The organism is Thermophilibacter immobilis (assembly GCF_015277515.1).
Lineage (GTDB): Bacteria > Actinomycetota > Coriobacteriia > Coriobacteriales > Atopobiaceae > Thermophilibacter > Thermophilibacter immobilis.
This window is the reverse complement of record NZ_CP063767.1, coordinates 99264-113693: the sequence shown is the minus strand read 5'-3', so window position 1 is coordinate 113693 and position 14430 is coordinate 99264. Positions and strand designations below refer to the sequence as shown.

The 14430-nt window shown below is 60.5% G+C and carries 11 protein-coding genes and 1 pseudogene; 7 read left to right on the top strand and 5 right to left on the bottom strand.

Annotated features, from left to right (window positions below):
* Positions 1-45 precede the first annotated feature (45 nt).
* Positions 46-720, top strand: a pseudogene (locus INP52_RS00510) (DUF4928 family protein).
* Positions 717-1523, top strand: a complete 807-nt coding sequence (locus tag INP52_RS00505) for an MBL fold metallo-hydrolase (RefSeq protein WP_194371478.1) — start codon at positions 717-719, stop codon at positions 1521-1523. Before INP52_RS00510 ends, INP52_RS00505 begins: the two are co-directional and overlap by 4 nt.
* A gap of 70 nt (positions 1524-1593) precedes the next feature.
* Here INP52_RS00505 and INP52_RS00500 read toward each other — a convergent pair whose 3' ends face one another.
* Positions 1594-2025 (bottom strand): Hsp20/alpha crystallin family protein, encoded by a 432-nt coding sequence (locus INP52_RS00500; RefSeq protein WP_194371476.1) that lies wholly within the window; start codon positions 2023-2025, stop codon positions 1594-1596.
* A gap of 269 nt (positions 2026-2294) precedes the next feature.
* Here INP52_RS00500 and INP52_RS00495 point away from each other — a divergent pair, with 269 nt between their 5' ends.
* The gene (locus INP52_RS00495; RefSeq protein ID WP_194371474.1) at positions 2295-2744 is read left to right on the top strand and encodes a hypothetical protein; all 450 of its coding nucleotides are present in this window, start codon (positions 2295-2297) and stop codon (positions 2742-2744) included.
* A gap of 46 nt (positions 2745-2790) precedes the next feature.
* Here the strand turns inward: INP52_RS00495 and INP52_RS00490 are convergent, their stop codons facing one another.
* The 4 genes from INP52_RS00490 to INP52_RS00475 form a co-directional block, all read right to left on the bottom strand.
* On the bottom strand, positions 2791-2982 hold the full coding sequence (locus INP52_RS00490; protein WP_194372950.1) for a hypothetical protein: 192 nt from the start codon (positions 2980-2982) through the stop codon (positions 2791-2793).
* A gap of 5 nt (positions 2983-2987) precedes the next feature.
* On the bottom strand, positions 2988-4637 hold the full coding sequence (locus INP52_RS00485; protein WP_194371473.1) for a PASTA domain-containing protein: 1650 nt from the start codon (positions 4635-4637) through the stop codon (positions 2988-2990).
* A 499-nt stretch (positions 4638-5136) separates the two neighbouring features.
* Positions 5137-7383 carry a discoidin domain-containing protein gene (locus INP52_RS00480; RefSeq protein ID WP_194371472.1) on the bottom strand — a complete coding sequence of 749 codons (2247 nt, stop codon included), beginning with the start codon at positions 7381-7383 and terminating at the stop codon, positions 5137-5139.
* A 102-nt stretch (positions 7384-7485) separates the two neighbouring features.
* Positions 7486-10032, bottom strand: a complete 2547-nt coding sequence (locus INP52_RS00475; RefSeq protein WP_194371471.1) for a discoidin domain-containing protein — start codon at positions 10030-10032, stop codon at positions 7486-7488.
* Between the two features lie 203 nt (positions 10033-10235).
* Here INP52_RS00475 and INP52_RS00470 point away from each other — a divergent pair, with 203 nt between their 5' ends.
* The 4 genes from INP52_RS00470 (at position 10236) to INP52_RS00455 (ending at position 14423) form a co-directional block, all read left to right on the top strand.
* Positions 10236-11639 carry an IS3 family transposase gene (locus INP52_RS00470; protein ID WP_194370839.1) on the top strand — a complete coding sequence of 468 codons (1404 nt, stop codon included), beginning with the start codon at positions 10236-10238 and terminating at the stop codon, positions 11637-11639.
* A gap of 272 nt (positions 11640-11911) precedes the next feature.
* A complete protein-coding gene (locus INP52_RS00465; RefSeq protein ID WP_194371470.1) occupies positions 11912-13840 on the top strand; it encodes a heavy metal translocating P-type ATPase in 1929 nt (642 codons plus the stop codon).
* Between the two features lie 22 nt (positions 13841-13862).
* Positions 13863-14090, top strand: coding sequence for a heavy-metal-associated domain-containing protein (locus INP52_RS00460; protein ID WP_024540562.1), 228 nt, complete (start codon positions 13863-13865; stop codon positions 14088-14090).
* A 51-nt stretch (positions 14091-14141) separates the two neighbouring features.
* Positions 14142-14423 (top strand): iron-sulfur cluster repair di-iron protein, ric, encoded by a 282-nt coding sequence (locus INP52_RS00455; RefSeq protein ID WP_194371469.1) that lies wholly within the window; start codon positions 14142-14144, stop codon positions 14421-14423.
* Positions 14424-14430: the final 7 nt, after the last annotated feature.

Sequence of the window (14430 nt, the reverse complement as noted above, 5' to 3'; positions counted from 1 at the left end):
TGCTTAAGAACCGCGCGCGGAGGATCCTCTAGACAGGCTGTCGTAATGGCGGGCCGGGGGAACCTCAAAATCCGTTGGATGACCGGGGCGGAATACGCTCAGCTCCAAGGTGCCATCTGGTTTAACCTCTTTTCTAAACAGCGATTAAAAGTTGATTTTGATTCCTCAAAGCCTGTATTATCAATTATTCGTGATATTCTTGATGTTGCTGACGCGCGCAACGATAAGCCCACTGGACTGGTTGCCCAGCATCTTGTTGGAGCAAAGCTTGAGCTTCGCTTCCCCGAAGCAGAGATTGGGCGCGACAACGCGACCGCTGCTGACGAACAAACTAATCGCGAAGGAGACTTTTAAATTGGAGATACCGCATTTCATGTAACCATTTCTCCTATGACAAAGCTTGCTCAGCGCTGTCAAGAGAACCTTGTAAATGAATTCAGGCCTGTTGTCCTTGTCCCTGACGAAAAGGTCATCTTTGCACGTGTCCTCTTTGAATCGGAGGGGATGAGCGCTCGCGTCCAAGTCCAAGGTATCGAAACTTACGTGGGGACCAACATCGAGGAGCTTGCTCTATACAGTTCCGCTGGCATTGGGACTGGCGTCTCTATACTGATACGGCAATACAATGATCGTATTCAAGAAATCGAATCCGATCAGTCTCTTCGTATAGAGGAACCAAAATGGATGACTTCTCTTTTGAAGGGTTATCAAACCACATGACCCCCCAGATTCACCTGCACGTCCTTGTCAGCGGATCAAAGGGCAACGCGGCGGTGGTCGAGGGACCCCAAGGCTCCGTGCTCGTGGACTGCGGCATCTCACGCCGCGCGCTGTTCGCGCGCGCCGACGAGCTGGGACTTGACATGAGCCGCATAGAGGCCGTGCTGCTCACGCACGAGCACACCGATCACGTGGGCGGCCTCACGGTCTTCTGCAACCACTTTGACGGCGCGCTCGTCGCCACTGCCGGCACCGTGGCTGCGCGCCCCTTCCTCTCCAAGCTCCCCTTCACGCTCGTGGGGCACTCGGACACCCTGGAACTCGCCGGCATGCAGATACGGACGTTCCCCACCTCGCACGACGTGGCCGACCCCATGGGATTTCGCTTCTCGACGTCCGACGACGCGCTCGGATTTTGCACGGACACGGGCGTGCTGGGCGACGAGGCCCTCGAGTCCCTCTCCAACGTGCGCATCCTTGCGCTCGAGTCCAACCACGACGAGCGCATGTTGGCCGCGGGTCCCTATCCGGGCTACCTCAAGCAGCGCGTGGGCGGAACGCGGGGACACCTCTCCAACGACCAGGCCGCAGAGGCGCTCGGCCAGCTCGTGGGCAAGGACACCGAGACCGTGGTGGCCATGCACCTCTCGCAAAAGAACAACCGCCCGAGCGTCTGCGTGCGCGCGCTCGCCGAGGCAACAGGGGCCGAGCCCATAAACGACGTGGCCACCCAGGCGCGCACCCCCGATGGGCATCTGAGCATCTGCGCCGCCGCGCAGGACCGCCCTCTTTCTATCTGGTAGCCGCACGCGCAAAGAGCGGGCCGGTACCCGAAGGCACCGGCCCGCTAGAACCTCATAGCGCAATTCCGAGCTAGTCGATGGAGACCTTGGTGACGTTGGCCTGCTCGGCCTGCTTGGGAACGTTCACCGTAAGAACGCCGCCCTCGAGCTTTGCCGTCAGCCCCGCGACGGCCGCATCCTTAAGGTAGACGCCACGCGTGGCGCTCCACTCGCTGCTCTCCTTGTAGAGGTAATTCTTGCCCTTGTCCTCGTCGCTCTCCTTCTTCTGGACGCCGATGGAGAGACGGCCCTCGTTAAGCTCAACGTCAATCTCGTCGCGCTTGACGCCCGGAAGCTCGGCGGTGACCACGTACTTGTCGTCCGCGTCCTCGACGTTCATCTTGAACGTCGAGCCGGGGGCCGACAGGGACTCGATGGGTGCCTCAAAGAAGTCACCCAAGCCTCCGAACGGCCAGGTGCGCAGCGCTCGCGCGTAACGATCGTAAGGAACCATGCTTGCCATAACGATCACTCCTTCACAACGTGTGAGCGTCTCAGAGACGCTCTCTTTGTACATAGATAGTTGTTCCCGCCTCGACGAGTTCTATACGCGCTCCTCAAATTTTCTTAGTCGTATTTACTCATACTATCTAAGCGTATATAACTTAGATATGACCTGTGCCGTGAGAAAACCTTATGCTTTGTACAGTCTTCTCGATGAATTTCACTCAGGACCCGACCTGCTTTATCATGACCCTATTGCCGTGCACAATCGCTATCGGAGGCACGAAGATGACTGACGAGAAGGACCTTCACAAAATCGCGGCAGCCGACCCCGAGGAGCCCTCCTCTCCCAAAGACGCCGCCAAGGCCCCCGCGCCGTCCGTCCCGTACGTGCGGGAGCGGCCCGCGCACCGAAGCGTTGCTCCCATCGACGGCCTTTCCCAGGAGGACGAGGACCACGAGCAGGTGGCTCACGACTCCGGCTTCACCACGGGAGGCGGCGCCCTGTCAGGCCGAGCGTATCGCCGCTCGCGTGCCGAGGGCCAACAGCTCCGGCGCGATCTGCACTATGGCCAGTACCTCGAGATCCCCAAGGGCCGTCGCGACATTTTCGCGTCCCGCGAGCACAAGACCCGTGCCAAGACGATCGTGGCGCTCGTGGCCGTCATAGCGGTGCTGGCCGTGGTGATCTTCTTCGTGTGGGAGTACATGCAGATGAACTGGGGCGCCGTCAGCTAGGGCGAGGCGATCAGCCGGCGCGATCGAGTCTCGCGGCCTCTACATCCTACGTCCAGGGGTCGCGCTCGAAGAGTGGCTCGGTTCGGGGGCGACGATCGGAGTAGGGATCGTAGCCGTCGTCGTCCTCGTTCTCGGCGCGTGCGAACTCGGGGCTTACCTGCTCGCCCGTGGCCTTCTCGGTAGGGCTCTTCTGGCGCTCGCCCTGTGGGTCCTGTCCCTTTGCGGTCTCTTCGTCCATTCCCGTTACTCCTCGTACAGATTGACGTAGGCAACGTAGTCGCAGACGCTCTGCCCATAGGCGGAGAGGTCAAGGCCCGAGAAGTGCTCGGTGGGCACGACCAGCGCCACGACCTTGGTCGCCTCGTCGCGGCCTCCTATGGCTACGGCCCACGTGTAGCCATCCTGCTGCCCGTGGCCGCAGATGAAGTGCACGTGCCCACTGTCCCTCTCGACGCCTTCGGGAAGCGCTACGTCATCTTGCGTACAGGTGTCCACAAGGTTACTAAGGCCGCAGGCAGACATGACCGTGCGCACGCCTTCCGCGCTCTCGCTCGCGGCCCCCTCGGGAAGCGAGTCGGTGGAGAAGGCGTAGCGCACTCCCCCGAGGGGCGCGCCCTTCGCGAGAATGTCTGCCTGAGAGCCGCCCGCATAGCTTCCCGACTCGGGGTCGTCGGAAATCTGGAGCACGTCGCCCGCGGCGTTCTGATAGGCCGCGTGCGCATTGCCGCCTGCGGCGTAGAGCTCCCCATAGAGCAGGGAGAACTTCTGATCAGAGAGGTAGGACGAGAGCTCCTGCGGCGTCGCCTCAAAGTATTCCAAGAGGCCCCACGGCTGCGACGGGTAGGGGCTCGAGACCTTGAGCTCCACCGTGGCACCGGATGACAACCGCTCGCCGGCTGCGGGACTTGTCCCCACGACGGTGTTCTTCTCCGCCGTCGAGTCGACGTAGGTCACGCTTGCGGTGAGACCCTCGTCCTCGAGGGCGGCCTGCGCGTCCGCCAGCGACATCCCCCCAAGGTCGGGGACCGTGTAGGCGCGCGCCACCGTGAGCGTCACCGTGTCGGAGGAGGTGAAGGCCGCCCCCTCGTCGGGGTCAACGGAGAGCACCGTCCCCTCAGCCTGGTCGGAGTTGTGATATGTAAGATGAATGGTCCCGACGCCAGCATCGAGCAACGCCTGGCGAGCGGCGGACACGTCCATGCCCACAACCGAGGGGATCGTGCGCTGCGCGGAGACGACGATTGTGACGCCTGCGGAGGGATCCACACGCGTGCCCGAATCAGGAGAGCATGACAGCACGACGTCAAAGCCATCGTCGGCGGCCTGATACTCAACGCTCACCGAGAAGCCACGCGCCTCAAGAGCCTGGGTCGCCTTGTCCTCGCTCATACCTATGACGGAGGGGATGGTCCGACCGCCCCAAATCTCCTGGTCATAGGCATAGTATGCCACTCCTCCCGCCGCCGCGAGCAGCGCCACGATTATGAGCGCCACGGCCCAGCGGGGCAAACGGTGCTTGCGCTCGGGCAGGCTCTGAACTGGCGACGGAATGGACACGGGGCTATGGGGCGCCGTGAGATCCTCGGGAACGACCGGCGAGTAATACGGATCGTCGAGCGCATCAAGGCCGTCGGGAGCTTCGGCAGGGGCCACGTCCCCTTGCAGGGGTCCCACAACCGTGGGGAGATCGTCAGAGGGGACTGCTATGCGCGTGGGGGCCGCGTCAGCCACCTGCGCGGCATTGGGGTCGACGCGCTGGGCGTCCTCGGTCGAGAGCTCTGCGGGTTTGGGTTCATTCGCGTACAGCTGCGTCGCGTCGGGGTCCTCGCTGGGACGCGACGCTGCGTCAGGGGAGGAGCCCATGGCCACCGTCTTGTCGTCCTTCTTGTCCATGACGCCCCCCCCCCCGCTCTTCCAGCGCCATCAAAAGCGGCACGCAAAAGGCCGCCGCCGCGAAACCACGGTTCCATCGTATCAGTTCCCCTCGTACGCTTCGCTTGCTCGCGTGGCCCCGCGTCTGATGGGTGCAGTTTTGCCCTTCGATGCATGAAATCTCAAAAGCGAATGTAGTTTTGCCCTTCAACGCGCACTCTCCTAGGGTTCGCCACTGACCCATCAGGAAAATATGCAATGGACATGGCTGGCAACGGCTGTTTTGCGGAAAATGTTCATTCGACATATGATTAATTTCGATTGGATCAGAAAAGATGCGCGTCGAAGGGCCACTCTACATCCGAGCCGGGGAAAACGCGCATCGAAGGCTTAGACTGCAGGGATAAGCGCTGCGTGCCCAATAAATATGCATGTTTGAATATGCTGGGCAGCAGAAGAGCCCCGAGCTATTGCCCGGGGCCCCTGAAGATCAACAGATCCTTCCTTCTAAAACCTTTCTTTAGCTCTTGAGATGACGAGAATCCTTACCAGGCGTTCGGCTATTCCTGAGACGAAGACCGATGCCCGCGCCTACGGCTGCAATACCCACAACCACGATGCCGATGATGAGGGGCAGGCTGGTGGCATCACCCGTGTTGGGAACGCCCGGCTTCTTCCCGCCGTTGTTGGTATCGCCCTTGTTGCCGGCACCACCATGGGAGCCGCCACCGTTGTCGTATCCGCCGTTGTCGCCGTTTCCGCCATTGGTGCCATCACCATTGTCGGTGCCGCCACCGGCCAGAAGGATTTCGTTCATGACCTTCTGGAGACGCACGAAGGCAGCGTTGACCTCATCCTCCGTGGCGTCGTCATCGGCCAGGGCGGCCTTGGCGTTCTCGAGCGCATCCTGGAACTCGGTAACCAGATCCGCCGGCATACCCTCGGTGCTCATGTTCGAAGCCACGTCAATGAGCGGCTGGAGGTCGCTCTTGTCCACCTCGACAGGCGCTGCCACGAGGTTGCTCGCGGCGGTGCTCAGACGCGTGTGGGCATCATTAATCTGGACCTGCGTGGCGTCGCCGTTTGCCAGAACGGCCAGCGCGTTGGTGAGCGCCGCACGGTACTCCGTGACCACATCGTCGGGCTTGCCCGCAGCCGAGAGGTTGGAGACCTTGCTGATCAGGCCCTGGAGGGCGGACTTGTCCGGATTCTCCACGGGCGGGGCAACGTCCTCGATCAGCTCGTCGCGAGCGGCCTGGAGCGCCGTTGTCGCGGCGTCCACCTCGGCCTGCGTGGCGTCATCGGTGTCAAGCAGGCGCTGGGCGTCGGCCAGGGCGTTCTCGAACGGGGTCCAGCTGTCGGCCGTGTAGTCGGACTCGACGAGGTTCTCGTCGGTGATCTTGTCGACGAGGACCTGGAGGTCATCCTTGACCACCGAGGCAGGCTCCTCGTGCTTGGTACCGTAGAAGCGAATCTCGGACAGGCTGGCGGCCGTAGGGTTCACATCCTTGGTGACCTCAAACCTCACGTAGCGTGCGGCCGTGGGGGCAAAGCTCGCACGACGGAAGATGGCACGGCTCACACCATCACCGCCCTCGAAGGTATAAGTTCCCAAGAGGGTGTATCCGTCATCGTCCTGGGCTTTGGAGCGGGTCAGGCCCTCGGAGTCGCCGTTCGTGGCCACGTATGCGTTGACCTCGAGGACGTCGGTCTTACCGTTGGACTGGCGTGGGAGGAACGTGACATCAGTGAGGTCGTACGTGTCACCGAGGTCGAAGGTCAGGCTCTGTGGAAGGCCCGCACTGTGGAGGTAGTCACTGTGCCAAAGGGTCCCGTTGTCGTAGTCAAGCACGTTCTCCTTGGCGTTGCCCTCAAAGCCAGCCTCACTCGTGGCGTCAATGACCGTGACGTCCGTATCGGCGCTCGTGTTGATCAGGTTAGCCTCGTTCAGGGGTTTGACCACCAAGGCGTCGATGGCATTGCGGATGTCCCCCGTAGCGGCCGCGATGTCGGTAGCCGTGTACTCGTCTGAGGCGAGCAGTTCGGTTCCGACCTGAACGGCATCGGCGAGCGCCGCGTAGCTCTCCTCGGTATAGGTATAGCGAGAGTAGACGGCCGCATCATGGAGGGCCGCCTGGAGCGCGGAGACGTCCACGCCTTCGTTGACCATGAGCTCATAGGAGGCGCTCTTGGTGGAGTCGAGCACGGAGGCGACCGTGATGGTCACGATGCCAGGGGCGTTGCCGCGCACGAAGTTAAGCACGTCGTCGCCGGACTGTGCCTGCGTGACGCTCGCGATGGAATCGTCGGAGCTGGTGACCGTGAAGTACGGGAAGTCGATCGTGTCGGGCAGGACCGTTGCGGTGACCGGAGCGAGGTCGCCCACGTAGATGCTCGTGGCGTTATCACCCAGCCGAACGCCCGTGACCTCGTCGACTCCTGTGATGTAGTTGAAGTTGATCTCGCGCAGCGTGAGCATGCGGTTTGAGGGGTTGTCGCCAGCAGCCGTTCCCGCTGCCGCAAGCGGTGTGATGTTGACGTTGGTGACCAGCTTGTCCTTGTTGGACTCGTCCACGGGGAGCGTGTACACGCTCTGTCTCGTATCGAAGTCCCCGCCTGCGAACTCCTGTGTGGTGCCATCCTCGAAGGTGATGGTCGCCTTCATGGTAGCTACGGAACCATTTCCGCTTGGCCGGTTGACGATCTGGACGTTGTCGAGCTTAGAGGGCTCCTTGAAGGAGAAGCGCAGCGTGGTGGGCAGCGTCACGTAGCTGGGGAGCTCACCGTCAATGCGGTTGACATCGGTGTCCCAGAGGAATTCGAAGTCGTTAGTCGTCTCGCCGCCGTCGAACAGGCCGGCGTAGGACTTCTACTGGATGAGCTTGGTGACGTTGGTGCCGTCATCGGTCGTGCGCTCGTCGTTGGTCATTGTGATGTCAAAGGCATCCTGGGCATACTCGGCTGCCGTGGGCTCGGGGACGTCGGGGAACTCGACGCTGCCGTCGCTTGAATCCTCCACGTAGTCGAAGCCGGGGCCGACAAGATAGGTGGTCGAAGGCAGGGCAACGTCACCGTCGGCCTTTGCGCGGAGTTGGAAGCTCGCGACCATGCCCGAGCCATTGTACAGAGCCTTATCGCCCCTGTTGGCAAAGGCAAGGTTCACCGTCTGCATTCCGTCTGTGAAGTCCGTGACAGCAATGGAACGGTTCTCCATACCAGAGATGTGGGGACTCTGAGCGACGCTTCCGGCCACGAATTCAAACTGGGAGCTGTTGAAGTTCACGAGGGCTCCGAGCGCGTTGGCGTTTTGAACACCATCGGCATAGAGGTCGACCGTAATGACGTCTCCCACCTTGACTGCGGTGGAGCTGGGGATGACGGCGAGCTCCCCGCCGATTTCGCCCTTCTTCTGGGTACCACCGTCAAGCTTGGTCATCGTAAACGAGAGATCATAAACGTCATAGACTCCGTTGCCGTTGAAATCGACGGAACGATTCGAGACATTTGTCTTGAAATCATCCGCATGCGGATCCCGATTCTCCTTGCCAATAACCTGGCTCAGATTTCCATAATCGGTGTCGGTTACGCTCTCATGATGGTCAAGGGACCCCACCTCATACCCACTTGTTCCGTCTTTCTTATAAAAGGCCAGTTCAGAGGCTGAGAAGTAACCGCCCACACTTGCGAGTGGAGTCAGTTTGACATATCGCGACGAGAAGTGAGTCCCCAGGTCAACGGTCTTGACATCGCTGCTCTTCTCCCATTCGACCGTCTGCTCGGCCCAATGGTTGCCGTCAAGGCTCGTCTCTATCTTCATCTTGGTAACGGTGCCATTTCCTGCATTGGCACGCGGATAATACTCGAACGTATTGAACTCATACGCGCTACCGTAATCAAGTGTCAGGGCATGATCAATGGCATTCGAATCGGTATGGAAGAGATTGTCATCGACCGAGTGGTCAAACGCGCGGCTCTCGACGCTGTTGCTGTAATAGCCTCCATCCCAGTCTGCTGCAACGGGAACCGGGGCGTTACGCCAAGGATCGGGTTTGGAGGCAAAGCTCTGCTCCGGGCTCCACACGGAGTAGCCGTTGGCATTGCGCGCACGAACTTGATACGTATGCGTGCTGTTATAGGCGAGATCTTCGTGGACAAAATCAGTCGCACTTCCCACGTTGAAGATCTGGCCATCAATCAAGAGCTCATAACTTGTAGCACTCTCAGAATTCTCGTCGCTCTCCCCTGCCCTTACTTCGTCCCAAGCAAGCGAAATGCTCGTGGGAGTGCTGGAGGTATCCGTGAGATTCTCCGGCGCGTCCAGGTGCTCGTTCAAGGTGTCCGCAGAAATCTCGCCGTCATTGACGAAGCCCGTGAGCGTCAGGATCTGGGCGTTCTGCTGGACGTCGGTCATGGCGAACTTGACGTAGAGCTTGGGCGTGGTCGTAATCTCGGTGTTGGAGAAGTCCTCGTCGGAGGGCGTGGCATTGAGGTTGGGGGCCTCGTCATAGAAGACGACGGCCTCGCTCGCAGCCGGCTCGACAGCGTCGAACTCGTCCTTGGAGGAAACCGCGATCTGCGTAAGCTCGGCATCGCCGTTTCTGGCAACGATCGTATCGGGCTCCTGGGACACGTTGACCACGAAGGTACTCGCGCGGTTGGAGTCATACCCGTCGTAGCCGCCCGTGGAGGCATCGATGGTGAAGGTCGCGGTACCATCCTCGCCCACGTGAGAGCTGTAGCTCGTGCTCACGTGGTCGCCGTAGGAGATGTTGTCGATCGTGCCGTAGGCCCCGTCGGACTCGTCCGTGTCGTTTTTGATGGATGCGCCATCGTCCTCGTAGGAGGTGTAGGACCCGTCGCCCGCGATGGCAAAGAACTCCGTGGTGCGCCGCGTCTTGTCCAGGCCCTCGGGGTTGGTGTCCGAGGGGACCACGGGGTTGTTGTTCGGCTCGTACATGGGGATGATCGCGTTGCCCTTGACGAACAGCGGGAGCTTCCACAGCGGGGCGTCAAAGTTATTGAGCACCTGGCCACCGCTGTACTGCTCGCCGGTGAAGTAGTCGATCCAGACCTGGTCCGCGTCACCGGGCAGGTAGATGTTGTTGCGGATGTCGTTGCCGGCATCGTCAGCGGCAGTGTCCTGGTACACCAGGGCCACGAGGAAGCTGTCACCGAACAGGTACTGATACTGCGTGGCGGTGCTCGCCGCGTAGTCGGAGTCGTCGTAGAGGAACATGGCGCGGATCATGGGCAGGCCCTCGTCGCCGTTGCCCGTGTCGATGTTGGACGCGCTCGCGGCGCTCGTGTAGATGTAGGGCATGAGCTGGCTTTTGAACTTGAGGTACATACGCGAGATGCCCGTGTAGGGGTCGCCGCTCGTGTACGGGCTCTTGACCAGGTTGCCCCAGCCGTCCATGTGGAATGCGTGACCGTGCTGACGAAAGAATAACTTAGTCGGTCAACCGACCAAGATAAGCGACTAAGTTACCGACTAAGATAAAGAAGAGTCCCTTCATGTTTAAGCGTGAAGGGACTTTTTTGTCCAATTATTTGCTCTTTCGTTCAAAATGGGACCCCGGACGAACGATCGGACCTTCTTGGTCCGGGAGGGAGCCCGGGATGTATACCAAAGGGGAGCGCGAGGGGACACTCTGGGAGTTCCACCGTAGCGGGATGAGCGTGGCGGAGGCCTGCCGCAGGCTCCCGCTGTTCCCCAACGAGTGGAACCTGAGACGGTGGCTGCGCATGGAGGAGGCGGGGGAGCTCGCCGCCCGCGAGATGCCCGAACGGGCCTCCCGCATGCACTGCGCCCACGGCGAGGGCAGCCCCGCGTACCGGAGGGCGCGCCCCCGCCCCGGGCCCGCGGCACGCGCGCGCACGGAGGGAAGGGGGCCCGACTTGGCCGGCACCGAGGGGCGCGAGGGGCAGACCGACTGGCGCGACTGGGGCGCCGACCTGCCGGAGGACCCGGCCGAGCGGGCGAGGGTGGCCGAGGCCAGGCTCGCCGAGGCCCTGGCGGTGTTGGACGTCCTAAAAGCACCCGGCCCTGGCTCTTTGACCAGCGAGGAGAGGTACCTCGCGGGCCAGGCGGCCAGGGAGGCGAGCCCGGCGGTGAGGCTCGCTGACGTCTGCGAGACGCCCTCCATACCCAAGAGCACCTACCTCTCGCAGCGGGCGAGGCTGTCGCGGCCCGACCCCGAGGCGGCCCTCAGGGCGCGCGTCCGCGCCTCCTTCGAGGCGTCCGGCGGCGCCTTCGGCTCCGAGAGCGTGTGGGCCGACCTCAGGCGCGGGGAGGGCGAGCCGGTCTCCTGGCGCGGCCTCGCGGAGGGCGACATGGCCACGCCGGTCGTCGTCTCCGAGAAGGTGGTGCGCCGGGTGATGCGCGAGGAGGGCCTCGTGCCCCGCAAGGCGGCCCAGGTGCGACGGAGGGCGAGGTGCAGCAGCTACGCCGGGGAGCGCGGCGAGAGGCCGGCCAACCTGCCCCTCCGCGAGGACGGGGCGCACGACTTCCACGCCGCCGAGCCCGGCCTGCTCTGCGTCACCGACGTCACCGAGTTCCGGCTGGGCGGCTTCAAGGCCTACCTCAGCGCGGCCGTCGACTGCTTCGACGGCTGGCCGGTGTGCTGGAGGGTGTCCCCGCACCCCGACGCGGGGCCGGCGCTCGGCACGCTCGGGGACCTGGTCGCCGCCGTGCGCCCGACGGAGGGGAGGCCGCTGGTCCTGCACAGCGACGGGGGCGCGGTGTACATGACCGACGAGTGGGCGGCGGCGTGCGCCGCCGGCCACGCGGCGCGCTCGATGTCGCGCAAGGCCAGGAGCCCGGACAACGCGAGGTGCGAGGGGTTCTTCGGCACCCTCAAGAGCGACTTCTTCCACGGGACCGACTGGAGGGGCGTGACGTTCGCGGAGTTCCGCGAGAGGCTGGGCGCCCACGTCGAGTGGCACGGGGGCGGCAAGCCGAAGAAGGCGCTAGGATGGAGGACGCTGAGGGAGCACCGCGCGGCGCTGGGCTACGCGGCGTAGCGGTGGTCCAGAGGAACGTCCGGGGTCCCGATCGGGCAAAATTGGACGAAAAAAGAGCTGGCTGGACGAAAGGAGCAACAGTCACATGAAGACAACTTGGCAAAAAGATGGCTTTACAATCCGCCTGGCAAAGGCCAGTGATGTAGACGATTATTATTTCCAGAACTACTGTCCCTTGGACAAGGAAGTGGCCAGACCTTGATAGAAATCAATTGGGGAATCCTGCTTTCCCGGTATATTAAAAGCATCAAAGCAAGGAGGTCAAAAGATCAATGCAAAAATGGTTAATGAAAAATCGCAACCGGCTGACGGCCGCTACGGGCATCTTAATCGTCCTGGCCTTTGCCGCAAAATGGTTATTTAAAAGTGAAACAGCAGAGTCCGGCCTGCTCCTGGCCGCCTCCCTCATCGGCGGCTTCCCGATCGCCGCATCCGCTTGGCAGGCCCTGAAAGTCAAAGTCATCAGTATCGACTTGCTGGTGACCCTGGCCATCTTAGGTGCCTTCGTCATCCAGGAATTCGAAGAATCCGCCATCGTGGCCTTCCTCTTCTTGTTTGGGGCTTACCTTGAACAAAAGACCCTGGCCAAGACCCGGTCAGCCATCAAGGAACTGGTGGAGATGGTGCCAGAAACCGCCCTCCGGCAGACGGCAGACGGCGACTTTGAAGAAGTTGACTTAGACGACCTGGACGAAGGGGACATCCTTTTGGTCAAGACCGGCGGCAAGATCCCGGTTGACGGGGAAGTCGTCTCCGGTTCCGGGACGGCCAACGAAGCCAGCATTACCGGTGAATCCATGCCTTTAGGCAAAAAGCCCGGCGACCCGGTCTATGCCGGTACTATTTTGGAAAACGGGACCATCCGGATCAAGGCGGAAAAAGTCGGGGATGAGACGACTTTTGGCAAGATCATCGAACTGGTCGAAGAAGCCCAGGACTCCAAGTCCCAGGCTGAGCGTCTAATTGACCGCTTCTCCAAGTACTACACCCCAGTCGTCCTGCTCCTGGCCATTATTGTTGGCCTCATCAGCCAAGACCTGGAACTGGCTGTAACCATCCTGGTTCTCGGCTGCCCGGGTGCCTTGGTTATCGGGGTTCCGGTCTCCAACGTGGCCGGAATCGGCAATGGGGCCAAGCAGGGGATCCTTTTTAAAGGCAGTGAAGTCATCACCAAGTTCAGCAAGGTCGACACGATCATGTTCGACAAGACCGGGACCTTGACTTACGGCGACCCCCGGGTCAGCCAGGTGAAAAAGTACGGCCAGGGCCAGCTGGCTGAACAGCTTTTGGTCAGCGTGGAAAAAGAATCTGCCCACCCTTTGGCGAAAGCCATCACTGGCTACTATGAAGACCTGGAAGCTAAAGAAGTTGAAGCTTCCCAGGTCCTCCAGGGCGGCGGGATCGTTGCTCAAGTAGCTGGCCAGCAGGTCCTGGTCGGCAACCGCTACCTGCTTGACCAGTACCATGTCCCAGTCACAAAAGAAATGGAAAGGGACATGGAAGAGCTGGCAAGTGCTGGTAATTCCCTGGTTCTGGTGGCTGTTAACGGGCAGCTGGAACTTGCTTTAGGCTTAAAGGATGAGATCCGGGCCGGGGTCAAGGAAGACCTGGCTGCTTTAAAGAAGCTGGGCGTCAAGAACCTGCTCCTCTTGTCCGGTGACAACCAGAAGACGGTTGACCTGGTAGCGGAAGAACTGGGCCTCACTGAGGCATATGGCCAGCTTTTGCCAGAAGACAAGGCCGAATTTGTCAAAAAGCGGCAGGCAGCCGGTGAAATCGTGGCCTTTGTCGGCGACGGGATCAACGACAGTCCGTCACTGGCCCGGGCAGACATCGGGATTGCCATGGGCAGCGGGACTGACGTGGCAATTGAGACTTCAAACGTGGTCCTCATGAACGGCAGCTTTGACCGGATTCCGCGGGCCCTGGCCCTGGCTAAGGCCACCCGGCGGAACATGATTGAGAACATCACCATCGCCCTGGCTGTCGTAGCCGTCCTGCTGGTCAGCGTGTTAGCCAGCTCATGGATGAACATGGCCATCGGGATGTTTGTCCACGAAGGCAGTATCCTGGTTGTAATCTTAAACGCCATGCGCCTTCTGGCCTACCGGTCAAAATTACAAAAATCGCGAAAGTTGATAGAAAACAATTTTTCGCAAGCAGCAGGCCCGTATACTAAGGGCATCGAAAGTATCCAATAGAAAAAAGAAAGGACAAGAAATCATGCAAAAAGCAATTTTACAACTTGAAACATTAGCCTGCCCGACCTGCATGCAGAAGATCGCGGGGGCCATCGCCAATGTCGACGGGGTTGAAAAGACCAGCGTCAAGGTCCTCTTCAACGCAAGCAAGGCCAAGGCCAACTTCGACCCGGAAAAAACCAATTTGGACACGATCACTCAAGCCGTGAAGAATATCGGCTATGACGTCTTGAAGGCCAGCGCTAAATAAGAGAAAAAAGCAAAAACAAGAAAAACGACTAATCAAGAAAAAAGGAGAAAAATGATGATCAAGGAATTTTTTACCAAGAACGATGAAATGTTAGACTTATATACGCAGGCAATTACCAAGGCCCACGGCGCCCACCACCCGGAAGTCTTTGAAGTCCGCAAGGTTTATGAAGACATCCAAAAGAAGGTGAAAGCCGGCCAGGAAGACTTGACTGCCGACTTCAGCAAGCTGCGGTCCTTGACCGCGGATTACGCCATTCCGGCCGACGCCTGCGGGGCGATGACTAAGACCTATCAGACCCTGGAAGAATTCGACCACTTGGTCCAGGGCTAATTTTTAC